This is a genomic window from Gilliamella sp. B2772 (genome assembly GCF_026536985.1).
Taxonomy (GTDB): Bacteria; Pseudomonadota; Gammaproteobacteria; order Enterobacterales; family Orbaceae; genus Gilliamella; species Gilliamella apicola_E.
Genome location: NZ_JAFNNB010000002.1, coordinates 409,731 through 433,519 on the forward strand (window position 1 = coordinate 409,731; position 23,789 = coordinate 433,519).

A 23,789-nucleotide genomic window follows, 5' to 3' on the forward strand; every position below is an offset into this window, starting at 1 on the left:
ATTTTACTCTTTTTAATTATCTGAATGATGTTCGAAATCTCGAACTGGTTTTATGGTTGACCATGAGCGACAGCTCGGACATAGCCAATAGAGGGTGTTAACCGTAAATCCACATTTTTGGCAACGGTAATTGGGAACTGATTTTATTTGTTCACCAACCATGTTTCGAAGTAGTAATAAGCTCTCTTTAGCTTTTCCTTGTTCAGCATCGGCAACATGGTAATCCATTAAGCGATAGAATCCTTTTAGATTTGGGTGTTTTAATAATTCACGATAAAGGTAATATTGCGCTGCATCGAGTCCATTGTCTTTTTCAACAATGTCGGCTAGCATCAATTCGGCAACATTGCCAGTATCTTGTTTGACACAAATTTCGAGGAATTGTTTAAATAACTGAGGTTGATTAAGTTTTGCGTAACATGCTTTTAATAATGTTAACGCTTCACCGATTAATGCTTTATCTTGATTTAATATTTGTTGGAAAGACTCGATTGCTTGTTCAGCTTTATCTTGCGCCATAAATACTCGCCCAAGCATTAATGATGTTCGTGCACAATTAGCGTCCGCAGCCGCTGATTTTTTTAGTAAAGTGTAAGCTTGATCCAAATCATTATTAGCAATAGCGATGGCAGCAAGCTCACAATAAAATTGGGCTATTTCGGTTTTGTATTTTACATTACCAAGTTTGACCAGTCTGGTGGCAGCGTTAATTGCATTATTCCATTCGCTAGTTGATTGATATATGACTAGCAGTTGTTGTAAGGCATGTTGTTGAAAGTCTTCTTCGTCGATTAGCTGTAAAAACATCTCTTCTGCGCGATCGTAAAAACCTGCCACCATGTAATCTCGGCCAAGCTGTTGAATAGCTAATAGTCTTTGTTCAAAGGTTAATGAGGCGCTTTCCATTAATGCTTGGTGAATACGTATTGCGCGGTCTACTTCGCCTCGTGAACGGAATAAGTTACCTAAGGTAAGATGGGCTTCAAGTGTGCCTTCATCTTCTTTTAACATGTCAAGGAAGAGGTCAACAGCCTTATCTTTTTGGTTTGACAAAAGAAAGTTTAGACCATCTACATATTCTCGAGATAGTCGGTTAGATTCATTTAAATATTTTTGTTTGGCATTTCTATCTCCCATGTACCAGCCGTATCCGGCTGCTATGGGGAGTAATAGAAATAACAATTCAAACATAATTACCTATTTTTCTAATTTGGTTAAATTTTGATGCGTATTTTCATCATATTTTTTCTGTAATTTATTTAGTTTACGTTTTGTTGATGAGTGTTGGAATTTTGATTTTAGGAAGTAAATTCCAGTTAATATCCAACCAACTAAAAAGCCTGAACCAAATAAAATAGCAAGTAATACCGATAACCTAACTTCTGTTTTAGCAATTAAATAGTTGAAGGTGACTAATTGGTTATTAGCTGAACCTATTGTTATCGATATGGCGAAAATAAGAATTATCAATAAAATTGATATCACTAATTTCATAATTTTAACCTTTTTATTTTATTAAAAATCTCTAAATAACTAAAATTTTTTTGTAAAATTTGTTGTTTATAAAATCATCTGACTACTATATTCCATTTTCTAGCATAAAAACAGCTTATTAATGCAATTAACCAAGCAAGAACAACGCCTAATATAAGGTCATAAGCCGAATGCATACCCAATAATAGCCGACTTGTTTCAATCAGTGTTGACCAGACTACGATGGCGGTCACAATTATAAAATGTCGTCTAAAACTAAGTAATGTTATTGCTAAAAAAGCCCATGTTGCTGCAAATAATGTATGTCCAGATGGAAAAGCATAGCCTGTTTCTTGTTGCCAATGTTTTGACAACCAAGATGGTATTGTAGTTGTATTAGTCAGTAGCTGTTCTATGTTGGCTTTTCGTTCAGCTCTTGTTTGGGAATAAAATTGTTTGTCGCTAAAATGATACTCTTTAGCTAACCATAGAACATATGGTCTTGATTCAGCTGTTTGTTGTTTGATTAAACTTTTAATGATTTGTCCACCCAACATTGCACTGACTAAAATTAACAATATAACTAAGATATTTTTTTTATTGGCCAATAGTAGACAGAACAGTAGAAAAAATAGTCCTGATGTGATTATTGCCCAAGGATAACTTGCTGTTTCGGTTATCCAAAAAAAATATTCAGATGAATTATTAAGTGCTGACGGTTGCCAATGCCAATTTACGACTATTACAGATAACGGTATAATTAGAAATAAGAATAATGCCGCTATTGTTTTTTTTATTACTAACCCCATTTAAAAACTCAATTAAGCATAAAATTTGATTTATTTTAACATGGAAGCACGATTTGTTTTTAAAAAATCTTATCTATGTGTTTACTAAATTTGGAGATAATAATGCAATTAAAACATGTTGCACAAGCCAAACTGCCAACACCATGGGGATGTTTTACCATTGTTGGTTTTGAAGAGATTGCAACAGGTAAGGATCATGTAGCATTAGTGTTTGGTGATATCAATGATGAAACGTCAATTTTGACGCGTGTTCATTCAGAGTGTTTAACCGGTGATGCGTTATTTAGTTTGCGTTGTGATTGTGGTTTTCAGTTAGAAGCCGCGTTAAAACAAATCGCTAAAGAAGGTAAAGGGATTTTAATTTATCATCGCCAAGAAGGGCGTAATATTGGGTTATTAAATAAGATCAGAGCCTATGCCCTTCAAGATCAAGGTTTAGACACGGTTGAAGCAAATGAGCAATTAGGGTTTGCGGCAGATGAGCGTGATTTTACTTTATGTGCCGATATGTTGACGCTGTTAGGGGTGTCAAAAATTCGTCTGTTAACCAATAATCCTGAAAAGATTAAAGTGCTTGAACAAGCAGGAATTCAGGTTACCGAGCGCGTTCCTTTAGAAGTAGGGGAGAACCCGAATAATGAGCATTATTTAGCAACCAAAGCCAATAAGTTAGGGCATTTGTTGCATTTACATCGTCATTAGTTTTTAATATTTTAAATTGTTTAACCTCAATATTTAATATTGAGGTTGATTTTTTGGGGCGATTAATCGTTTAATTAATCTTTATCGCAACGAAGCACTCCACCGTTGGCAATTTGGTCTTTAGAGATTTCGTGCATGATAATTTGTACTGCTTCAGGTTTGCAGTTGAGTGTTTCGACAATTGCATTTGTTACTCGTTTAGCCATTTCACGTTTTTGTTCGATGGTGCGTCCTTCTAAGAAGTCGATAACGACATTCGGCATAAATATCTCCTAATGATTAATTGTGGCAAGTTGTGCATCAGTTAATGCGATGTCTTGATTATGGCAAATACCAATACCGGATTGTATGATTTTTTCAGCAATCGCTTTTGCTTCCTCTAATGAGTGCATTGTGTAGGTTCCACATTGATATTCGTTTAATTCTGGAATTTCTGATTGTGATTTTACATTTAGCACATCATGCATGGATTTTAACCAAGCATCAACTACCAACGATTCGTTAGGTTTACCAATTAAGCTCATATAAAAACCAGTACGGCATCCCATTGGGGATATGTCAATAATTTCGACATTATCACTGTTTAAATGGTCGCGCATAAAGCCAGCAAATAGGTGTTCTAATGTATGAATCCCTTTTTCAGGTAATAGTGCTTTATTAGGAATGGTAAAGCGAAGATCAAATACAGTTATGTCATCACCTTTAGGGGTTGCCATGGTTTTAGCTATTCGCACAAAAGGTGCTTTCATTTTAGTATGATCGACTTTAAAACTGTCTAATAAAGGCATAATGTTCTCCTTAGTTTATAATCAAGCTATTTTGATTAATTAGCTCGATTTATTCCACCTTTTTTATTCATTGATTTAATAAATCTAACATTTCTTGTTCATCAATGACTTTTATTCCTAGCTCTTCTGCTTTGGTTAGCTTTGAACCGGCTGATTCACCCGCAATCACTAAGTCAGTTTTTTTAGAAACGCTTCCAGTAACTTTAGCACCGAGTTTTTTTAGTTTGTCTTTTGCTTCGTCACGGGTTAATTGTGATAATGTTCCGGTTAATACAATGGTTTTGCCCGAGAATGGTGAGTCAATTGTTAATGGTTCTACTTCGACATCAGGCCAATGTATACCGATTTCCGGACTGGTTAGTTGGTCAATGACATCACGATTATGGGGTTCTTGAAAAAAGTCGATAATACTTTCAGCGATCACTTCACCAACATCACTTACAGTTTGTAGTTGCTCTAATGAAGCGTTTTCGATCGCCGTTAAGTTACCAAATTGGTTAACTAAATTTTCAGCTGTGACTTCACCAACATTTGGTATGCCCAAGGCGAATATAAATCGATTTAAGGTCGTGTCTTTAGATTGATTTAATGCGTTAATTAGGTTGCTGGCTAATTTTTGCCCGACTTTGTCTAATGAACATAAAATTGGTAAGGTTAGCTTGTAAAGATCAGCCGGTGTTTTGACATAATCTTTGTCTACTAATTGTTCGATTATTCTATCCCCGAGTCCATCAACGTTCATTGCCCGGCGAGATACGAAGTGTTTTAGGGCTTCTTTGCGCTGTGCTGGGCAAATCAATCCACCGGCACAACGAGAGATTGCTTCACCTTCATCGCGAACAATAAGGGAGCCACAAATAGGGCAGTGGGTTGGGAAGATGATTTCTTTGGTGTCAGCTGGTCGCCGATCTTGGATGACTGAAACAATTTGTGGAATCACATCACCTGCACGGCGTACAGTGACATAATCACCTTCTCGAATACCTAAACGTTCAATTTCATCACTGTTGTGGAGTGTTGCATTACTGACGATAACCCCTGCTACCGATACCGGCTCTAGTCTTGCTACTGGTGTTATGGCACCGGTACGACCAACTTGGAAGTCGACTTTTTTAAGCTGTGTTACTTCTTCTTGCGCTGGAAATTTGAATGCTGTGGCCCAACGAGGTGCACGGGCAACAAAACCAAGCTCTTGTTGTTGTGCAATACTGTTGACTTTGATAACTACACCGTCAATATCAAAATCAAGTGACATTCTTTCCTCACCAATTTCATGAAAGTAGGCAAGTGCTTCTTGGACACCTTGGCGAATCTGGACTTTGTCGCTAACAGGTAAACCCCAAGCTTTAAATTGCATTAGACGGTCATAGTGGTTATCAGGTAGAGTTGCGCCCTCATTAATGCCAACACCATAACAGAAAAAAGAGAGCGGTCTTTTGGCGGTGATTTTAGGATCTAATTGCCTTAATGAACCTGCGGCGGCATTCCGAGGATTTGCGAATGTTCTTTCCTTGCGTTTTTCCGCATCTGCATTTAATTTGGCAAAACCTTTGTGTGTCATAAAGACTTCGCCACGTACCTCTAATCGAGTAGGTATGTTTTCACCTTTTAATACCAGTGGAATAGTTCTTATGGTTTTTACATTTGAAGTTATATCTTCACCAGTAGTGCCATCGCCACGCGTTGCTGCTCGAACGAATCGTCCATTTTCGTATAATAAACTTACCGCTAACCCGTCAAGTTTTAACTCACAGCAGTATTCAACTGATTGGCTACTAGTGAGATGTAAGCGATCTTTTACCCTTTTATTAAAGGCGTTAAAACTTAATTCATCAAATACATTATCAAGTGATAGCATCGGTAGTTCATGTTTTACCGAGTCAAATTGTGACAGAGGTGTGCCTCCTACACGTTGTGTTGGTGAGTCGGATGTGATGAGTTCAGGGTGATTGTGTTCTAGATTTTGGAGTTGTTTTATTAATTTATCATATTCTACGTCGGGAATTTCTGGTGCATCAAGCACATAATAACAATATTCATGATGTCTTATCAGATTGCGTAAAGCAGTTATCCGTTCTGTTACCTCGTGTAGAGATTCAGAATCATTTACTGAATTTTCAGTTATATTTGGCATGATTTTTAACTCTTAAATTAAAACTAAAGTTTTAGAATTAGCAATAAAATAGTACGTAACTAAATTTAGTACAATAGGTGTTGATAAATATAGTTTGTAAACCAACATAAACTAGCTATTCCACTAATTTTCATAAGTGGAATAGTTTTAAAAAAAGAGTTCTGATGATTAAATTTCGTTACAAGCTTTTTTAATGCGTTCTTTATAACTATCAATCTTTTGTGGTGTCATCATGTGATGTTCATCATCAAGTACTACACCATTGACATCGTCAGCGATACGTTGCGCAGTTTGTAACATAAGTTTGAAGTTTTGTTGATTGTTACCATGAGTTGGCGCAACCATAAATATTGATACACCCGGTGTGGTAAATTCGTGCATGGTTTCAGGATCTAAATAACCTGGGCTAATCATGTTAGCTAAACTAAATAAAATTGGGCCATTGCCGGCAGGGTCAACATGGCGATGGAAAATTTGCATATCACCAAATTGGAATCCTGATTGCATTATGCTAGCTAACAGTACATCACCTTGTAATGATTTGCCATTTATACCGGTTACGTTTAAGACAATAATTTCAGTTTGGTTGTCTTCACCCACATCTAGTTTTTGATTGCTTTGTTCTTCAGATACTGATTGAGCCGTTTTTTGGACTTCTTTAACCTTTGGTGTTTCAGGTTCTTCAGCAAAAATTTCTTGTTGAAAGTTGATTGTAGGCTCGTTATCAGCCTTATCGTCAATTTCTTCGTCATTATTATTTGAAAATAGATCTTCTTGAAGAGGTAAATGTTCTTCCTCTTCTTCTTTCACGTTTTCTTTAACGTTCTCTTCTTCAACTACTACTGACTCAACTGGGTTATTACTTTCATCCTGTTTATTTTTAGGTGTGAGTAATATTACATCGTCTTCTTCGCCGTAGATGTCTTCAAATTGTTGAGTATTTGGTGTGAATTTATCTTTTTTGCCTGACTTAAATAAAGAAGAACGTTCTTTTTTATTGATCCAGAGCCCATGAATCAATAATGCAATAATGACTAAGGACGCAATAACAATTAGAACAGTACGTAAATTATCCATAATACCCATCTCAGAATTAAATTAAATATAGATTTAAATTATTCAATAATATAATTGAAAAAAAAGGATTAAAAAATACCACAATTAAATTTTTTTACTTTTTATTCGTAAGCTAAATCCATACTCACTTATTACAGCACTAAAAATCAATTCGCATATATTACTTTATTTCTCCAAATAATCATAATATCAATCATAATTTTTTTATTATTATTGTTTCGTTATGGTTAAATTTAGTAAATTTTTAGAACTCTGTGCTATTAAGGTGTTAAGATACTTACAATCAATGCATATTTTTTGTAAAATCACCGATCACTTTTGAATGATTTCATTGTTTTTTATTAAAAAATAATTATTAAGTTACCGAGGTCTTTTTTATATGAGATTTAATAAGCTATTACTTACGCTGGCATTATCTGGTCTATTGTTATTAACTGGTTGTGATAATAATCAATCCCAATCAGCTAATGGCCAATTACCCAAGGTAACTGTTTTTAAAGTCCAACCTTTAGATTATACCCTTAAAATTAGTTTACCTGGACGAGTTGTTGCATCGCAAATAGCTGAAATTCGCCCACAAGTTAGCGGAATTGTGTTAAATCGTGAATTTGAAGAAAGTTCGAATGTTAAAGCTGGGCAATCACTTTATCAGATCGATCCTGCTATTTATCAAGCTAATTATGATAGTGCGGTGGCAAGTGTAGAAAGTGCAAAAGCTAATGCTAATATTGCGCAACTTACTTTAAAACGTTATGCAGGGCTATTAAATACTAAATCCATCAGCCAACAAGAATATGATAAAGCTGCTGCTGATGCTAAACAAGCTGAAGCAAGTGTTTTAGTTGCTCAAGCAGCAGAACACGCTGCTAAAGTTAATTTAGATTATACTAAAGTTTATTCGCCAATTGATGGTTATATTGGTAAATCAAGTGTGACTGAAGGTGCGCTAGTTTCTGCTGGACAAGCTGCTCCACTTGCACTAGTTCAACAACTTGATCCAATTTATGTTGATATGACTGAAGCGGCGACTCGCTATAATAAATATCTTCAAGATGAAAATATTGTTTATGAACCCGCTAAAGGCAATAACGTTGATCTGTTCTTTAATGATGGTTCTAAATACGCATTATCAGGTAGCATTAAATTTTCAGATATGACAGTTAATGAGACTACAGGTACTGTTACGTTGCGTTCACAATTTTCAAATAGTGAAGGTAAAATTTTACCAGGTATGTTTGTTAAACCACAAATGACATTAGGTACTATTAAAAATGCAGTGTTAGTGCCTCAACAAGGTATTACTAGTAACCAAAAAGGCCAATATACAGCTAAGATTTTAAAATCAGATGGTGCAGTTGAATATCGCCAAGATATTAAAATTTATACCGGTATAGGTGGTTATTGGGTGGTAACTAGTGGAATTAATATCGGTGAAGAAGTTATTACAACAGGCCTACTTAATTTAACTGGAGTTGAAACAGGAACAGCTATGAATGCGGTTGCAGTTGGTAAGCCTGCTGAACTGACTCAAGAGCAGTTAGATAGTCTCATCAAAAACAGCGTGAAATAAGGTAGATTTAATTATGGCTAAGTTTTTTATTGATAGACCTGTTTTTGCATGGGTAATTGCTATCATGATGATGCTGGGCGGTGCTTTGTGTATTAAGTTACTTGCTGTTGAACAGTATCCTGATATTGCACCACCTGCTGTTACGGTTTCAGCGGTTTATCCAGGTGCTGATGCACAAACAATTGAAAATACAGTTACGCAGTTAATTGAGCAAAACTTAACTGGTTTGGATAATTTGATTTATATGAAATCAACCAGTAGTGCTCAAGGTGTGGTACAAACTACGTTAACTTTTGCACCAGGTACTAGCCCTGATTTTGCTCAGGTACAGGTATTAAACAAAGTAGAAAGTATTAAATCTCGTCTACCAGAAAGTGTTCAAAAAAATGGGGTTTCGGTTGCTAAAAATAACACTAACTTCTTAAAAGTTATCGGCTTCTACTCAACCAATCCTCAAAAAACACAAGCAGATATAGCTGACTTTATTTATTCAACTGTACAAGATCAGATTCGTCGTGTACAAGGGGTAGGTGATACACAGTTATTTGGTTCTGAATATGCAATGCGTATTTGGTTAGATCCAAATAAACTTAATTATTTTAATCTGTCGATTGAAGAAATTATTAGTGCTATCCAAGCGCAAAATGCTCAGGTTACTGCAGGGCAATTAGGTGCTTTACCAGCCACTGAAGGGCAAGAACTTAATGCCACCATTACTGCTCAATCACGTTTAAAAACACCGGAGCAATTTCAAAATATTTTACTTCGTGTTAATACAGATGGTTCAAATGTTTTATTAAAAGATGTAGCTAAAGTTGAAATTGGTGCAGCTGATTATAATTTCCTTTCTCGTTATGATGGTAAACCATCAGCTGGTTTAGGTATTTATTTAGCAACAGGTGCTAACCAACTTGATACATCTGAGAAAGTTGACAAAAAAATTGAAGAGTTATCTCATATTTTTCCTGAGGATATTAAATTTGCGTATCCTTATGATACAACACCATTTGTTAAATTATCGATCAACAACGTAGTACATACCTTAATCGAAGCAATCATTTTGGTTGTTATCGTTATGTATGTGTTTTTACAAAATCTGCGTTCTACACTTATTCCAACCATCACCGTACCGGTAGTATTGTTAGGTACGTTTGCGGTTCTATATATCTGTGGATTTACCATTAATACGTTATCCATGTTTGCTATGGTACTGGCCATCGGTCTTCTGGTCGATGATGCCATTGTGGTTATTGAGAACGTTGAACGTATTATGCATGATGAAGGGCTTTCACCTTATGATGCAACCGTTAAATCGATGGAACAAATTACTTCTGCTTTAGTTGGTATTGCTGTGGTACTTTCAGCAGTATTCGTACCAATGGCATTTTATGGTGGTGCAGCAGGGGGGATTTATCGTCAATTTTCAATCACTATTGTAACGTCAATGTCATTATCAGTGGTGATGGCAATTGTGTTAACACCAGCACTTTGTGCTCAAATTTTAAAAGCGCCGTCAAAAAGCAAAATTAAGAAAGCTACGGTTGGTGAAAAATTAGAAAGTGTGCCGCCATTTAGCTGGCTTTCAATTGGAACTAAATGGTTCTTCAGTAAATTTAATAATATATATAACAAAAGTTTACATGCCTATGAAAAAGGTGTAATTAAATTTATTCGATATCCTCTCGTTTCATTTATTTGCTATGGGTTGATTGTTGTTGCTTTAATATTTGGATTTAATCGCTTACCAACTGGCTTCTTACCAAATGAAGATCAGGGGGTATTAATTGTCATGGTTGAATTACCACCCGGTTCTACATTAGAACAAACCATGGGTGTGTTGAATAAAACCTCTAATTTCTATATGGAGAAAAAGGCTGACTCAGTGAAGGAAATCTTTACCGTTGCTGGTTTTAGTATGGTTGGTCGTGGTCAAAATATGGGGCTTGGCTTTATTCGATTAAAAGATTGGGATGAGCGTACTCGCCCAGACCAAAAAGTTGATGCCTTAGTTGGTAGTGGTTGGGGGTTTGCTTCAACAATAACTGAAGGTCGTGTCATTATTACCAATGTACCAGCAGTACCGTCACTTGGTATGGCTAATGGTTTCTCATATATGTTAAAAGATACCTCTGGCCTTGGACATGATGCATTGATGGGCGCATTTTTCCAACTATTGAGACAAGCTTCTCAAAATCCTAACTTACAACAAGTTCGTCCTGGTAGTATGTTAGATGTTCCACAGTATAAAATTAATGTGGATTTCGAAACGGCTCAAGCGCTTGGTGTTGCGGTAAGTAGTGTTAATACCGTGCTTTCAACTGCATTAGGTTCAGCTTATATTGATGACTTTGTTTATAATAACCGTGTTAAAAAGGTTTATTTACAATCTGATGCGGCTTATCGAATGCTTCCTGATGATTTTAGTTTCTGGCATGTAAAAAATCAAAAAGGTGAAATGGTACCTTATGATGCTTTTGCAACCACAACGAAAAGTTATGGTTCACCATCACTTGTTCGTTATGATGGTGTAGCGGCAATGGGTATTAGTGGTTCGGCAGCCCCTGGGTTGAGTTCTGGTCAGGCTATGGCGACTATGGAAGAATTATCTAAAAACTTACCTAAGGGCTTCTCGTTTGACTGGACAGATATTTCTTATCAAGAACGTCAAACAGGCTCTCAAACTACAACACTTTATTATATTTCAATCATTGTGGTGTTCTTGTCGTTAGCAGCTTTATATGAAAGCTGGACAGTACCTATTTCGATCCTATTTGTGATCCCACTAGGTATTATCGGTACCGTATATGCGACGATGTTTAGAGGTCTTGATAACGATATTTACTTTATTGTTGGTCTTTTAACTACGATGGGCTTATCGGCTAAGAATGCTATTTTGATTGTGGAATTTGCTAAAGATGCACTTGAAAAAGAAGGTAAATCATTAATCGATGCAACGTTAGAAGCTTGTCGTCTACGTTTACGTCCAATCTTAATGACTTCGTTTGCTTTCATTCTTGGTGTGTATCCATTAGCAACAAGTAGTGGTGCTGGTTCTGTAAGCCAGAATGCGGTAGGTACAGGAGTAATCGGCGGTATGTTGACAGCAACATTCTTGGCGATATTCTATGTTCCGCTATTCTTCTTATTTGTAACTAAATTATTTACTAAACATAAGAATAAAGTCGTATTGCCAACTAACTTTACAGGCAACACTGAAAATAAATAACCAATAGGTTAGATTTAAAAAGCACCAATAGTCTTGGTGCTTTTTTTATGTGCTTTTTGGATTAATCTTTTAAACGATAATTAAGTTTGTATTCAGTTAAATTTTGCGTTGAGGAGCGGGGTTTTTGAGTGATATAAAACAGATATTGAGGTGATTTTTTTAAAGATTGGACTTTATCGATGTGATTTAACTAAGTGTTGGGTCATATGCGCATGGGTAATCGCGATTGCGAGCGCATCAGCGGCATCTGCTTGAGGGCTTGCAGGTAGTTTAAGTAATAACTTAACCATGTGCTGTACTTGCTTTTTATCCGCTGCTCCTGTTCCAACTACGCTTTGCTTAACTAATCGTGCGGCATATTCAAAAACGGGTAAATCATTATTAACCGCTGCAACAATGGCAGAACCTCGTGCTTGACCTAATTTTAGTGCGGAATCGGCATTATGAGCCATAAACACTTGTTCAATAGCAAACATGTCTGGTTGAAATTGGAGGATGATTTCGCTTACTCCGGCGTAGACACGTTTTAAACGCGTTGGTAAGTCATCAACTGCAGTACGGATACAACCACTGCCAAGATAGGTTAGTTGTCGTCCCGTTTGGCGAATTACACCGTAACCCGTCAAACGAGAACCAGGGTCAATCCCCAGAATGATAGTCATTAGAGCGCTGCTGCAACTTCGTCTGACACTTCTCCGTTATGATAAACTTCTTGAACATCATCACAATCTTCAAGCATGTCAATAAGACGTAGTAGTTTTGGTGCAGACTCTATATCCAAATCAACTTTAGTGGCTGGAATCATTGAAACTTCAGCGGATTCAGCGACTAAGCCTGCTGCATCTAGTGCATCTTTAACTTCACCGAATGATTCAGGTGTTGTAAATACATCAATAGCACCATCGTCATATGTCACAACATCATCAGCACCAGCTTCAAGCGCAGCATCCATGACTTGATCTTCGTCAGTTCCAGTTGGATATGAGATAACGCCTTTTTTGGTGAATAAGTAAGATACAGAACCATCAGTACCTAGGTTTCCACCAGTTTTAGTAAAAGCATGACGAACTTCTGATACCGTGCGGTTACGATTATCACTTAAGCATTCTACCATTACTGCCGTACCTGCTGGTCCATAACCTTCATAGATGATAGTTTCCATATTAGTATCATCTTCACCACCAACACCACGAGCAATTGCTCTGTTCATGGTATCTCGAGTCATGTTGTTAGATAATGCTTTGTCCATAGCAGCTCGTAGACGAGGGTTAGACGCTGGATCGCCACCACCAAGTTTTGCTGCTGTTACAAGTTCGCGAATAATTTTGGTAAAGATTTTACCGCGCTTAGCATCTTGAGCTGCTTTGCGATGTTTGGTATTGGCCCATTTACTATGACCTGCCATAAAATTCTCCAGATTAAATAATTTAAAAATCGAGCTATTTTAACAAACTTTTAGCTAAAGTTCATTATCAATCTCTTTATTCCTTTTCTGCTGTTAATAATAAAGTTTTTATTAGAGTCATTTCAATAAAAGTTGAGTATGTGGATATACAACATTGGTCTTATTTATTGCTGAAAGTTTGAAAAGAATAGTACTTATAGGTATATAACGTTAAATTGTATTGATAATTAAAAAATCGCTATATAAGCTTTGTACAACACTTGTTTAGTGCTCTTAGGCTTGAATAAATTTTTAGTTAGTAAAAAATAAAAAAAGCGCCCTATCAAGCAGCGCTTTTAATCTATTAAATAATATGGTTTAAAATTTTTACTAACTCATTCCATATTGTTTTAATTTTTTGCGTAAAGTACCACGGTTGATACCAAGCATATTTGCTGCTCGAGTTTGATTGCCACGAGTATATTGCATAACCATATCAAGGAATGGGTGTTCAACTTCAGCTAACACTAATTCGTATAGATCAGTAGGATCTTCACCATTTAATTGTGATAAATAGTTTTTTAAAGCTTGTTTTACCGAATCTCGTAAAGGCTTTTGTGTTATTTGGTCTTGAGAGTTTACAGTTGTAAATTTAAGTGCTGCAGCTGTAACGCGTTGTTCTGACATAGTATTTTTAACTCTTTTATTTGTTTCTAATTTGACTAAAAAATGCTTTTAGTGTTTTTACTTGCTCACTTGTATTGCTAAGTACACTAAATAAGCGCCTGAATTGATCACTATCAGCATAACTCTTGGTATACCAATTTACATGCTTTCTGGCAATCCTTAATCCTTTGTATTCTCCATAAAATTGATAAAGATCTTCAAGGTGTGTTAATACAATTTGTTCGACTTCATCAATTGTTTTATTTTTTTTTAACTGTCCGTGTGCTAAATAGAATGCAATTTCTTCAAATATCCAAGGTCGCCCCTGTGCCGCTCGGCCGATCATTATACCATCAGCTTGCGTATATTTGAAAACATCTTTTGCTTGTTCTGGTGTACAAATATCACCATTTGCAATTACCGGAATCGTTACCTTTTCTTTCACTGCTTTTATGGAGTCATATTCGACTTCTCCATTGAATAAGCATGCACGACTTCGCCCATGAATAGTAATAGCCTTTATGCCACAATCCTGCGCAATTTGTGCGATTTCAATGCAATTTCTATTATTTTTATCCCATCCAGTCCGAGTTTTTAGTGTTACTGGCACATCAACTGAGCCAACAACTTTTTGCAAAATATTTTTTATTAGATCTGGATGCTGCATTAATGCAGAACCAGCTAATTTTTTATTTACTTTTTTAGCAGGGCATCCCATATTAATATCAATTAATTGAGCACCATGTTTGACATTAAATTCAGCAGCTCTAGCCATTTCATCTGGATCTGAGCCAACAATTTGGACTGCACGTATACCTACATCATCAGTTGAAATCATTCTTAATGCTGATTTGTCAGTATGCCAAACATCTGAATTAGCTAAAAACATTTCAGAAATAGTCATTCCTGCACCAAAGCGATGACATAAATTTCTAAATGGTTTATCGCTTATTCCTGCCATAGGGGCCGCAATTAAATTGTTTTTTAATGTGACCTTGCCAATGCTAAGCAAATTAAGGTCGGCTATATTACGCATTTTTCCTCTAAGTTAAAAGGGGGTAATGTCACATTTTTACTTTTTTTTACCAGTAATTCGGCACCACTCTTCTTGCTCAATAATAGGATCAAGTTCAAAATGAGTCTGATATGCTTCATATACACTTTGAGATTGAGTGGCTAAAATACCTGATAATCCTAGTTTTCCATTAGTTTTTACAAGGTTATTGATCTGTGGTTCAAGTTCTTTTAAAGGGCCAGCTAATATGTTTGCGACAACAACATCTGCTTGTAAATTATTAGGAAGATCTTTTGCTAAATATAGTTCAATTTTTTCACTAACATTATTTCGCTCAGCATTGTCACGACTTGCTTGGATCGCTTGAGGATCAATATCTACTCCAATGACTCGCTTAGCGCCTAATTTTAATGCAGCAATGGCTAAAATACCTGAACCGCAACCATAATCAATCACTATCTTGTTGTTTAGATCTAGACTATCTAACCAAGTTAAACATAATGCTGTTGTCGGGTGGGTCCCCGTTCCAAATGCTAGACCAGGATCTAACATTACGTTGACTGCATTAGGATCAGGAATGTCTCGCCAGCTAGGGCATATCCATAATCTTTTACCAAATTGCATTGGATGAAAGTTATCCATCCACTCTCTTTCCCAATCTTTATCTTCTAGCTGTTCAATTTTATAGGAATATTGGTCTAGATTTAGTATCGCTTTTAATTCATCAATATCTATTTGAGCGTCATAAAGTCCAACTACGTCGGTGTTTCCCCAAAGTTTCGTTTCACCAGGTAACGGTTCAAAAACAGGGTTATCATAAGTATCTTGAAAAGTGACTGATACAGCACCTGATTCTTCTAGTTGCTCGCTGATTTGTTCAGCTAATTCATTAGTAGTGTTAATTCTGAGTTGAATCCAAGGCATAGTTTTTTCCTGTTTGGCCAAATAGGTTGGCAATAATAAATACAACTAATCCGATCAGTAACGATGGTATGATTGGATGGAAAGCATAAATCTTAATGTTATAAACAGCGAGAAGAGTATAGCTTATTGCACCAGCTAACATTGAGCAAAGTGCCCCTGTTGCATTCGCTTTTTTCCAGTATAATCCGAGTACTAATGGCCATAAAAATACTGCTTCAAGCCCACCAAATGCTAGTAAATTAAGCCAGATGATCATTTCGGGTGGTTTCCATGCGGCTAATATCAATAATCCACCAAAGAAATAGGTAATGGTAACTGATAATCGAGTTAGCATTTTATCACTAAATTTGGTATTTGGTCTTATCGTTAGGAATAGATCTTTAATAATAACCGATGATACTTGTAGTAGTTGGGCATTAATTGTGGACATTATAGCTGAAAGTGGTGCAGCCAAAAAGATTCCTGCAGCCAAAGGAGGCATAACTTTTATAATTAATGTGGGTACAATTTGATCCGGAATCGTTAAATCACTCACTATCGCATGACCTAGTGCTCCAGATAAATGCATAGTTAACATGATAATTGTTACAACTATAGTGCCAATAATAATACCTTGGTGTACCGCTTTACTATCTTTATAGGCCATGCAACGAACAGCAGTATGTGGTAAACCAACAACACCAAAGCAGACTAAAACCCAAAAAGAAGCCATAAAAGGGAAGTCCATAAAATTATTTGGTCCTTGTGGTGTTAATAAAGCCGGATCGATTGTATATAAACGGTCAATAATATTTGTAATCCCACCACCAGCGTAAATAATTGCGACTAAAAGTAAAATGGCACCGATTATCATAACTAAGCCTTGGAAAGCATCATTTAAAATGCTGGCTCTAAAACCACCAAAAGCCGTATATATTACTGTGCCGAATCCAAAAATAATTAATCCATTGTCATAAGGAATACCGACAGATGATTCTAATAAACGTGCTCCTCCTACAAATTGTACTGTCATCGCACCAACAAAAGCAGTAATTAAAGCGATACTTGCAAACCATACAATCATTTTACTTTTATAATGAGAATAGAGCATATCACTAAGCGTTATTGCATTGTATTTACGGGCTAAAATAGCAAACTTTTTACCTAAAATGCCCAGTGAAAGTAATACAGTAGGGACTTGGATCATTGATAAAAGCACCCAGCCAAGTCCATATTTATAAGCAGCCCCTGGCCCACCGATGAATGAACTAGCACTAATATAAGTTGCAGCCAAGGTCATCGCCAGTAAAAAACCGCCCATGGTGCGATTACCAATAAAATAGTCAGTAAATTGGTTTACTTTCTTTCTTTTTATATAAGCGTAAATTGATAACGCAAATACAAATATAAGGTAAATAATAAGAGGAAGAATAATATCTAATTGCACGCTTAATGGCCTATTCTAATGGAATATTTTTGAATTGTTTTTTTACCACAATATAACATAACAAGATAAAACCGAATGGTACCATTATACATGACAGCTCAAACCATAATGGTAAACCTATGAAACCTTTTTGATCTTTTAAACTATAAGCGCTAATTACCCATGCAGCGAAATAGATAAGAGTAAGTAACAATGAAAGCTTTGCTTCTTTATTAGCCTGCTTGTAACGAGTATCCATATTAAATAAATGGTTAATTAATTTGGGGGACTTAGAGTAAAAGAAAGTATTTAACTTGGCAAGTTTATTGCAATTTATGCAATATAGTGTTCTAAATATATCAATTTTCGCAATTATGATTTTACGCTATAGTGCTCTGATTAAAAATAATTCAACTCATGGAGAGAATAATGTCTAACTATTTTAATACATTAAATTTACGCGAAAAATTAGAACAACTAGGTCAGTGCCGTTTTATGGCTCGTGATGAATTTGCATCAGAAGCTAATTTTTTAAAAGGCAAAAAGATTGTGATCGTTGGTTGTGGTGCTCAAGGTCTTAACCAAGGGCTAAATATGCGCGATTCTGGTTTAGATATTTCTTACGCTTTACGTAAAGAAGCTATTACAGAAAAAAGAGCATCATGGAAAAAAGCAACAGAAAATGGCTTTAAAGTTGGAACTTATGAGGAATTAATTCCTACCGCTGATTTAGTTATCAACTTAACTCCAGATAAGCAACATTCAGCTGTAGTACAAGCTGTTCAACCATTGATGAAAAAGGGTGCAGCATTAGGTTATTCACACGGTTTTAACATCGTTGAAGTTGGCGAAAAAATTCGTCCAGATATCACAGTAGTGATGGTTGCGCCAAAATGTCCTGGAACAGAAGTTCGTGAAGAGTATAAACGTGGATTTGGTGTACCAACTCTGATCGCTGTCCATCCTGAAAATGATCCTAAAGGCGAAGGTTTAGCAATTGCTAAAGCATGGGCTGCTGCAACAGGTGGTCATAGAGCGGGTGTTTTACAGTCTTCTTTTGTTGCTGAAGTTAAATCTGATCTTATGGGTGAACAAACGATCTTATGTGGTATGTTGCAAACTGGATCATTACTTTGCTTTGACAAACTTGTCGCAGATGGCGTTGATCCTGCATATGCTTGTAAATTATTACAATTTGGTTGGGAAACGATCACTGAAGCATTAAAACAAGGTGGTATTACGTTAATGATGGATCGTTTATCTAATCCTGCTAAATTACGTGCGAATGCATTAGCTAAAGAATTAAAAGTGATCATGACTGATCTTTACCGTAAACATATGGATGATATTATTTCAGGCGAATTCTCATCAACGATGATGAAAGATTGGGCTAACGATGATGTTAACTTATTGAAATGGCGTAAAGAAACGGGTGAAACTGCATTCGAAAAAGCTGCCGAATATCAAGGTAAGATTGACGAACAAGCTTATTTTGATCAAGGTGTTGTTATGGTAGCAATGGTTAAAGCAGGGGTTGAACTTGCATTTGAAACTATGCTTGAATCTGGTATTTTACCTGAATCAGCTTATTATGAATCACTACATGAGTTACCACTTATTGCAAATACAATAGCTCGTAAACGTTTGTATGAAATGAATGTGGTTATTTCTGATACCGCTGAATATGGTAACTATTTATTTGCTAATGCAGCTGTTCCATTATTAAAAGAGAAATTCATGCCAATGTTACAAGCAGGTGACTTAGGTAAAGCTATACCTGAAGGCAGTGTTGACAATGCACAATTACGTGATGTTAATGAAGCTATTCGTCACCATCCAATCGAGATCGTTGGGCGTAAACTTCGTAGCTATATGACAGATATGAAAAGGATCAATGTAGCAAGTTAATTGATCTTAATCAGTTATGAAAAAGGTGCTAATAAGCACCTTTTTTTATGTCTAAAGTATCTTAACATCAAGCTTTAACTGCATTTAATATTTTGTAAAATTACGATTTGATCACAAAGGATCAAGGATCAAAAAAAGGATCCGACTTAGATCATTCGGATCCTTCTAAAATTTTCATAAAACTTTTAAAAATTAAATAATTAAAAATTTTTTATTTTAACTTTTTATTTATTTTTTATATTAGTTATGGTATATTTTGTTCAAATTTAGTTCAATTTGTAAGGATAAAATATCAATGAAAATGGCTTTTCGACCAACTGATAGCTGGCGTTGGTATTTTGATAAAGAATACGACAGCTTAATGCTTGAAATTTCATCAGAAATGTTATTTCGTTGTAATTATGCAAGCAAAATATTAATACCAGATGTATTTGATGAGTTTTCGTTTTCTGTTGATGACGCGACGGCTTATTATCTCTTTTATGATAGTTGCCAATCTTTAGCTTTAAGTGACTCTCAAAAAATTGAATTATCAATCAATGCAATCGTAGCTTCAAATTTTTTAAAACCACAAATGCCTAAGAGTTGGTATTTTTCTCAGCAACCTATGCTGTATAATCCAAAAGTTGCTGATATTGTGGAGGTAAACTTGCAAGAATCAGGTCAACGAGTATGTTTATTGGTTGTTGAAGCTGGTGAAAACGCATCGCTTTGTATTATTGCACAACCTACGTTCATCGCTATGAACAAAACTTTCTATTTTTCAGAAGCGATTAAAGTGATGAATGATAGATTAGCTTTAGCTCAGTCGTTCATAAAAACAGAAAACGCCACAGCTTTGGATAATGAGCAGTTAGAATTAAAAGCGATTTCTTAATTAACATAGTTTAAAATGGGTAGTTTACTACCCATTTACCGTTTAAAACTTATCTTTTATTGTTTAATACATGGTAAAAGGATTTTTATCCGACGTTAGCTGTAAACCTATTTCTGCTTCAAAAAGACCTTGATCTGCTGCTTTTTGTAAATAATCCCTTCCAGCTTCCCATAAGTCTAAATGTCGAGTAAACATCCAACCGACTCTGGATTGAGCATTCATATCATTATTTTCTAAATCACGTTGTAATTGTGGATTTTTTCTTAATTCATCTAAGGTTGAACAAGTTGACGATAGATATTCTCTCTCGATATCAAAGCAATATCTATTGTACCAATAAATTGCTTTATGAAAATCCTGAGGCAAAAGATAACCGACCATATACATTCTAGCTAATTCTTCTTGGGAAAATAGCGATCCATACTTTGCAGATTCTTTTATCCAATAAATTTTTTTATCCTTATCCCTATTCTTATAATGAAGTTTCCGCATGATTTCAGGATCTTTAACGTAATTCACATATTTAGTATAATTTTCCACGATTTTTTGATCTTGCTCATCATCAGTAAGTCTAGTCTTATAATATAAGTCAGCTATGTGAAGAAATAATTTAGGATCATTATCCGCAGCATAAGTGTAAAAATAAATGGCGGTTAAATATTTATGACGCTTTTCAAACCATTCAGCGATTTTCGTGGCGGTTTTAGGATCAGGTTTATCCTTGTCGAACTTTTCCAATAACGGATAGAGTTCTTTATGGTATGAATATTTGAGATTGTTCTTATACATTTCACATGCTGAAGAAGAAGACAATGTGCAAGCCTTTTTAAAATACATTAAAGCTTTGTTCATTTTAACTTCATTTAAATAGTAGCCACTCAAATAAAGTAAGGAAGGAATATCCCCTCGAAATGCGTTATCTTGCATACCATTCAAGATACTTTTATCAACCTCTGTGTTTCTTTTTTTATAAATTTGTTCATCAAACAGATATTCATAATTCAATAAAGTATCAATTCGATCTTCAATTTTAGCAAGAGCAATAAAATAGGGTAAAGATGGTTCACCAATATCTCTAGCTTCAGAAAATTTCCAAAGCGCTCTATTAGGAGCTCTATCAATAGATCTACCAGTAAGATGTGCTTGACCAATTAAAAAAGATACATAACCATTTACTTTTTGATTATTTTCTTTTTCCATATATCCAATAAAATCATAAAAATAATAGTAAATTGGGTTTTTTCTACTATCTTCTAAAGTCATTACTAATTTAATGGCGTTTAAATCACCATTCATTATTGCAATTCGTATTAATGATAATCCTTTATCTATTAATTTAGGTTTTATGAAACCATTTATTTTGTCAATTTCTAGTTTTTTACATCTATAAGGCAAGTAATTATCACGATCATCCTCTTCATCATACTCACCATAATAGATATCATTAGTCAAAATAAATTGATTTTTCCAAGTAGATACTAAATCATGAATGTTATAGATTTTACTGCAACTTTTGTTGTGAATTGTATTAGCCAATTCAATATAACTCATCCCTAGCTGAGTAAGATAAGTTAGATTTGTTGTATTGCCTTCTTCTAATTCTTTAAGTACTTTATGTTCCTTTTTTTCCTTTATATCGTCGAAAACCATTTTATAATGATCTAAAGAAAATACAGATGTAGAAAGGGAACCGAGAAGCGTAAATAAAAATAATTTTTTTAACATCCACTGTAGCCTAATATTTATTCCATTATTTTAATAAATTAAATTCTTTGTCTTATAATAAAAATTATTATTTTTCTATTCTATAGTGATATCACCTTTTGGAACACAACTACAGGCTAGAATATGTTTATTTTGTTTAATCGCTGACTGAGTTAAAGGTTTTACATTCCCTTTTGTTAATAATACTGAGCAACGACCACATACACCAGCCCGACAAGAGTTAGGAATTGTAATATGATGTTGTTCAAGTTGTTCTAAAATTGTTTGCTGATTATTACCTTTAATTTTTTTATCTTGGAAAGTAATTGTACAAGGTTGATAGTCTTTTATTGATTCTGTAGGAAAGTTTTTAATATAGCTTTTAGCTGGTTGGCGTTCAAGTACCTCAATTTTATCACCAATCGATACAGTACCATGATTTCGAGCAATCATATTCATACCAAAATCAATTTTACCATCCAAATTAGTTCTAAAATAACTTAAAGTTTTTAACGGTTCATTATTAGGTAAAGCTTTGGCTGAATTGACATTGAACGTGGTTAATACACAACGAGTACAAGGTTTGATGATATCAAATATTAACTCACCAATTTTAATGGTTTTCCATCCATCCTCTGCAAAAGGGAGTGTGCCATCAATAATAATATTGCCACGAAATTGGCGAATATCTAATTTTTCAGGACACTGTTGTTCAAGATAGTTAAATGATGCAAGATTTAACAACAAATAAGGATAACCATCAGCAAAACTAACTGGCACATCTGGATAACGTTTAGTTCTTCGACTCAATTTTTTGCCGATCCAACGCAATTGCACATCTTTTTGAAGAAATTGGCTAAAAAATTGATTAACTTTAATTGGCGCAATATGTGATGTAAAGTGATTTCCCCAAACTTCGGTTGCTTCATTACTTAGTGAAAACTCATCGAGATTAATCACGATTGATTCGTTAGTTGGTAATGACACCTGCACTTGGTTGTCAATTATTACCGTTTTAAGTTTTAACAGCTCTGGATATTGTCTGGCAGTTATAAATGTTCCATCTGGTTCACTTATCATTAAGATACGGTCATATTCAAAGCCACCATCAATACTCTTGGCACGCGTCAATGCAATACCTTGCATTGATTTAATCGGATAGATAAAGAGTTGTTTAACGGCAATCATATCGGCAAATATTTAATTATTTTGATCAAATTATATATTTAATTATTAGGGATTTATATATTTAAGTGCCATAAATTCATTCCTAAGCTATCTTACAATCGTCGTTCAATGATATTTTGTATAGGATGATATTCTGCTTTTATAAAAGAGGTATTATGTTCGCATGGGGTATCATCTTCAAGATATGTGACTTCCTCAAGTTTTAGTCGGGCAATGTTCTAAGCTATATATTTAATGAATTCTCTATTTTTTCATCACTAGATAAGATTTTTTGCTATTAGATTTGTATTGATATATTTTAATTGTTTAGTTGCTATGTTACTCCTCATTTTTATTCAAGCAGACTGGTTGCCTAATGAAGGATAAATTAGTTTAGTTAGCTTGAACATACAATTGAATTTGAGAATCTATTATTTAAGTAAAAATATCTAAACAAATTCTTGGTAACTGATATCAATAATATAATAAAACGTTTTACCGTTTGGTGTGATGACTGCTATTTCATCATCAATTTTATGACCAATTAAAGCTCTGGCAACAGGGCTATTAATCGATATCCAATTTCTTTTGGGGTCGAATTCATCACTGCCAACAATACGGTAGATATGTAATTTTCCTGAATCATCTTCCAATTTGACCCAAGCCCCAAAAAATACTTTTCCTTCTTGTCTTGGGTCAGGATCGACAATCGTTAATATTTCTAAACGTTTGGTTAAAAAGCGAACACGTCTGTCAATCTCGCGAAGACGTCTTTTTCCATAAATATATTCCGCATTTTCACTACGGTCGCCAAGGGCTGCAGCATCCGAAACAGCTTGAGTAACACGAGGCCGTTCTTCTTTCCATAAATATTTCAATTCACGATCGAGTGCCAAGTAGCCCTCTCTTGTTATATAATTAGCTTTTTGCATAATGAATATAAATTCCGTTAATCGACGA

At 35.0% G+C, this 23,789-nt stretch carries 22 protein-coding genes; 5 read left to right on the forward strand and 17 right to left on the reverse strand.

Features of this window, described 5'->3' with window-relative positions; genetic code table 11:
* Positions 1 to 12: 12 nt before the first annotated feature.
* The 3 genes from lapB to J3T98_RS07100 all read right to left on the reverse strand — a co-directional run bounded on the left by lapB (position 13) and on the right by J3T98_RS07100 (position 2,282).
* The gene (gene lapB / locus J3T98_RS07090; RefSeq protein ID WP_267362482.1) at positions 13 to 1,191 is read right to left on the reverse strand and encodes a lipopolysaccharide assembly protein LapB; all 1,179 of its coding nucleotides are present in this window, start codon (positions 1,189 to 1,191) and stop codon (positions 13 to 15) included.
* Between the two features lie 6 nt (positions 1,192 to 1,197).
* Entirely contained in the window at positions 1,198 to 1,494 is a 297-nt protein-coding gene (locus J3T98_RS07095) for a LapA family protein (RefSeq protein ID WP_065563404.1), read from the reverse strand.
* 74 nt (positions 1,495 to 1,568) lie between these two features.
* Positions 1,569 to 2,282 carry a phosphatase PAP2 family protein gene (locus tag J3T98_RS07100; RefSeq protein ID WP_267362483.1) on the reverse strand — a complete coding sequence of 238 codons (714 nt, stop codon included), beginning with the start codon at positions 2,280 to 2,282 and terminating at the stop codon, positions 1,569 to 1,571.
* Positions 2,283 to 2,384: 102 nt separating this feature from the next.
* On the opposite strand from J3T98_RS07100, the gene ribA reads away from it, so the two are divergent.
* Positions 2,385 to 2,984 carry a GTP cyclohydrolase II gene (gene ribA, locus J3T98_RS07105; RefSeq protein WP_220225787.1) on the forward strand — a complete coding sequence of 200 codons (600 nt, stop codon included), beginning with the start codon at positions 2,385 to 2,387 and terminating at the stop codon, positions 2,982 to 2,984.
* Between the two features lie 74 nt (positions 2,985 to 3,058).
* On the opposite strand, the gene J3T98_RS07110 is transcribed toward ribA, so the two are convergent.
* From J3T98_RS07110 to zipA, 4 genes are all read right to left on the reverse strand, one after another.
* A complete protein-coding gene (locus J3T98_RS07110) occupies positions 3,059 to 3,247 on the reverse strand; it encodes a 2-hydroxymuconate tautomerase (protein WP_091347325.1) in 189 nt (62 codons plus the stop codon).
* Between the two features lie 9 nt (positions 3,248 to 3,256).
* Complete coding sequence (luxS, locus tag J3T98_RS07115; protein ID WP_065563407.1) at positions 3,257 to 3,772, reverse strand: S-ribosylhomocysteine lyase; 516 nt, start codon at positions 3,770 to 3,772, stop codon at positions 3,257 to 3,259.
* Positions 3,773 to 3,839: 67 nt separating this feature from the next.
* On the reverse strand, positions 3,840 to 5,906 hold the full coding sequence (gene ligA / locus J3T98_RS07120) for an NAD-dependent DNA ligase LigA (RefSeq protein ID WP_267362484.1): 2,067 nt from the start codon (positions 5,904 to 5,906) through the stop codon (positions 3,840 to 3,842).
* 168 nt (positions 5,907 to 6,074) lie between these two features.
* Positions 6,075 to 6,986: a cell division protein ZipA gene (zipA, locus tag J3T98_RS07125; RefSeq protein ID WP_416380630.1), complete on the reverse strand. Its 912-nt coding sequence runs from the start codon at positions 6,984 to 6,986 to the stop codon at positions 6,075 to 6,077.
* A 376-nt stretch (positions 6,987 to 7,362) separates the two neighbouring features.
* On the opposite strand from zipA, the gene J3T98_RS07130 reads away from it, so the two are divergent.
* A complete protein-coding gene (locus J3T98_RS07130) occupies positions 7,363 to 8,553 on the forward strand; it encodes an efflux RND transporter periplasmic adaptor subunit (RefSeq protein ID WP_267362486.1) in 1,191 nt (396 codons plus the stop codon).
* A 13-nt stretch (positions 8,554 to 8,566) separates the two neighbouring features.
* The gene (locus J3T98_RS07135; protein WP_267362487.1) at positions 8,567 to 11,779 is read left to right on the forward strand and encodes an efflux RND transporter permease subunit; all 3,213 of its coding nucleotides are present in this window, start codon (positions 8,567 to 8,569) and stop codon (positions 11,777 to 11,779) included.
* Between the two features lie 173 nt (positions 11,780 to 11,952).
* Here J3T98_RS07135 and ruvC read toward each other — a convergent pair whose 3' ends face one another.
* The 7 genes from ruvC to J3T98_RS07170 all read right to left on the reverse strand — a co-directional run bounded on the left by ruvC (position 11,953) and on the right by J3T98_RS07170 (position 17,432).
* Positions 11,953 to 12,441, reverse strand: coding sequence for a crossover junction endodeoxyribonuclease RuvC (ruvC, locus tag J3T98_RS07140; protein ID WP_065563411.1), 489 nt, complete (start codon positions 12,439 to 12,441; stop codon positions 11,953 to 11,955).
* Positions 12,441 to 13,184 (reverse strand): YebC/PmpR family DNA-binding transcriptional regulator, encoded by a 744-nt coding sequence (locus J3T98_RS07145; RefSeq protein ID WP_065563412.1) that lies wholly within the window; start codon positions 13,182 to 13,184, stop codon positions 12,441 to 12,443. Before J3T98_RS07145 ends, ruvC begins: the two co-directional genes overlap by 1 nt.
* Positions 13,185 to 13,553: 369 nt before the next feature.
* Entirely contained in the window at positions 13,554 to 13,850 is a 297-nt protein-coding gene (fis, locus tag J3T98_RS07150; protein ID WP_034883623.1) for a DNA-binding transcriptional regulator Fis, read from the reverse strand.
* A gap of 16 nt (positions 13,851 to 13,866) precedes the next feature.
* Positions 13,867 to 14,865: a tRNA dihydrouridine synthase DusB gene (gene dusB, locus J3T98_RS07155; RefSeq protein WP_065563413.1), complete on the reverse strand. Its 999-nt coding sequence runs from the start codon at positions 14,863 to 14,865 to the stop codon at positions 13,867 to 13,869.
* 36 nt (positions 14,866 to 14,901) lie between these two features.
* A complete protein-coding gene (prmA, locus tag J3T98_RS07160; RefSeq protein ID WP_267330665.1) occupies positions 14,902 to 15,768 on the reverse strand; it encodes a 50S ribosomal protein L11 methyltransferase in 867 nt (288 codons plus the stop codon).
* Positions 15,743 to 17,194 carry a sodium/pantothenate symporter gene (gene panF / locus J3T98_RS07165; RefSeq protein WP_267362488.1) on the reverse strand — a complete coding sequence of 484 codons (1,452 nt, stop codon included), beginning with the start codon at positions 17,192 to 17,194 and terminating at the stop codon, positions 15,743 to 15,745. The genes prmA and panF overlap by 26 nt, the downstream gene beginning before the upstream one ends.
* A 10-nt stretch (positions 17,195 to 17,204) precedes the next feature.
* Positions 17,205 to 17,432, reverse strand: a complete 228-nt coding sequence (locus J3T98_RS07170) for a YhdT family protein (protein WP_065563416.1) — start codon at positions 17,430 to 17,432, stop codon at positions 17,205 to 17,207.
* 170 nt (positions 17,433 to 17,602) lie between these two features.
* Between J3T98_RS07170 and ilvC the strand changes: the two genes are divergently transcribed.
* Both ilvC and J3T98_RS07180 read left to right on the forward strand, forming a co-directional pair.
* The gene (gene ilvC / locus J3T98_RS07175; protein ID WP_267338967.1) at positions 17,603 to 19,081 is read left to right on the forward strand and encodes a ketol-acid reductoisomerase; all 1,479 of its coding nucleotides are present in this window, start codon (positions 17,603 to 17,605) and stop codon (positions 19,079 to 19,081) included.
* Between the two features lie 295 nt (positions 19,082 to 19,376).
* Positions 19,377 to 19,958: a cell division protein ZapC gene (locus J3T98_RS07180; RefSeq protein WP_218058463.1), complete on the forward strand. Its 582-nt coding sequence runs from the start codon at positions 19,377 to 19,379 to the stop codon at positions 19,956 to 19,958.
* Between the two features lie 63 nt (positions 19,959 to 20,021).
* On the opposite strand, the gene J3T98_RS07185 is transcribed toward J3T98_RS07180, so the two are convergent.
* The 3 genes from J3T98_RS07185 to greB form a co-directional block, all read right to left on the reverse strand.
* Positions 20,022 to 21,683, reverse strand: a complete 1,662-nt coding sequence (locus J3T98_RS07185; protein ID WP_267362489.1) for a tetratricopeptide repeat protein — start codon at positions 21,681 to 21,683, stop codon at positions 20,022 to 20,024.
* Positions 21,684 to 21,758: 75 nt separating this feature from the next.
* Positions 21,759 to 22,850, reverse strand: coding sequence for a YcbX family protein (locus J3T98_RS07190; protein ID WP_267362491.1), 1,092 nt, complete (start codon positions 22,848 to 22,850; stop codon positions 21,759 to 21,761).
* 428 nt (positions 22,851 to 23,278) lie between these two features.
* Complete coding sequence (greB, locus tag J3T98_RS07195; protein ID WP_065733801.1) at positions 23,279 to 23,761, reverse strand: transcription elongation factor GreB; 483 nt, start codon at positions 23,759 to 23,761, stop codon at positions 23,279 to 23,281.
* Positions 23,762 to 23,789 lie beyond the last annotated feature (28 nt).

Coding starts and splice junctions, on each gene's coding strand:
- J3T98_RS07135 (WP_267362487.1), top strand. CDS start 8,567: ATGGCTAAGTTTTTTATTGATAGACCTGTTTTTGCATGGGTAATTGCT.
- prmA (WP_267330665.1), bottom strand. CDS start 15,768: ATGCCTTGGATTCAACTCAGAATTAACACTACTAATGAATTAGCTGAA.
- fis (WP_034883623.1), bottom strand. CDS start 13,850: ATGTCAGAACAACGCGTTACAGCTGCAGCACTTAAATTTACAACTGTA.
- luxS (WP_065563407.1), bottom strand. CDS start 3,772: ATGCCTTTATTAGACAGTTTTAAAGTCGATCATACTAAAATGAAAGCA.
- J3T98_RS07170 (WP_065563416.1), bottom strand. CDS start 17,432: ATGGATACTCGTTACAAGCAGGCTAATAAAGAAGCAAAGCTTTCATTG.
- J3T98_RS07100 (WP_267362483.1), bottom strand. CDS start 2,282: ATGGGGTTAGTAATAAAAAAAACAATAGCGGCATTATTCTTATTTCTA.
- dusB (WP_065563413.1), bottom strand. CDS start 14,865: ATGCGTAATATAGCCGACCTTAATTTGCTTAGCATTGGCAAGGTCACA.
- ruvC (WP_065563411.1), bottom strand. CDS start 12,441: ATGACTATCATTCTGGGGATTGACCCTGGTTCTCGTTTGACGGGTTAC.
- J3T98_RS07185 (WP_267362489.1), bottom strand. CDS start 21,683: ATGTTAAAAAAATTATTTTTATTTACGCTTCTCGGTTCCCTTTCTACA.
- J3T98_RS07095 (WP_065563404.1), bottom strand. CDS start 1,494: ATGAAATTAGTGATATCAATTTTATTGATAATTCTTATTTTCGCCATA.
- J3T98_RS07110 (WP_091347325.1), bottom strand. CDS start 3,247: ATGCCGAATGTCGTTATCGACTTCTTAGAAGGACGCACCATCGAACAA.
- ilvC (WP_267338967.1), top strand. CDS start 17,603: ATGTCTAACTATTTTAATACATTAAATTTACGCGAAAAATTAGAACAA.
- J3T98_RS07130 (WP_267362486.1), top strand. CDS start 7,363: ATGAGATTTAATAAGCTATTACTTACGCTGGCATTATCTGGTCTATTG.
- J3T98_RS07180 (WP_218058463.1), top strand. CDS start 19,377: ATGAAAATGGCTTTTCGACCAACTGATAGCTGGCGTTGGTATTTTGAT.
- J3T98_RS07190 (WP_267362491.1), bottom strand. CDS start 22,850: ATGATTGCCGTTAAACAACTCTTTATCTATCCGATTAAATCAATGCAA.
- ribA (WP_220225787.1), top strand. CDS start 2,385: ATGCAATTAAAACATGTTGCACAAGCCAAACTGCCAACACCATGGGGA.
- greB (WP_065733801.1), bottom strand. CDS start 23,761: ATGCAAAAAGCTAATTATATAACAAGAGAGGGCTACTTGGCACTCGAT.
- J3T98_RS07145 (WP_065563412.1), bottom strand. CDS start 13,184: ATGGCAGGTCATAGTAAATGGGCCAATACCAAACATCGCAAAGCAGCT.
- ligA (WP_267362484.1), bottom strand. CDS start 5,906: ATGCCAAATATAACTGAAAATTCAGTAAATGATTCTGAATCTCTACAC.
- lapB (WP_267362482.1), bottom strand. CDS start 1,191: ATGTTTGAATTGTTATTTCTATTACTCCCCATAGCAGCCGGATACGGC.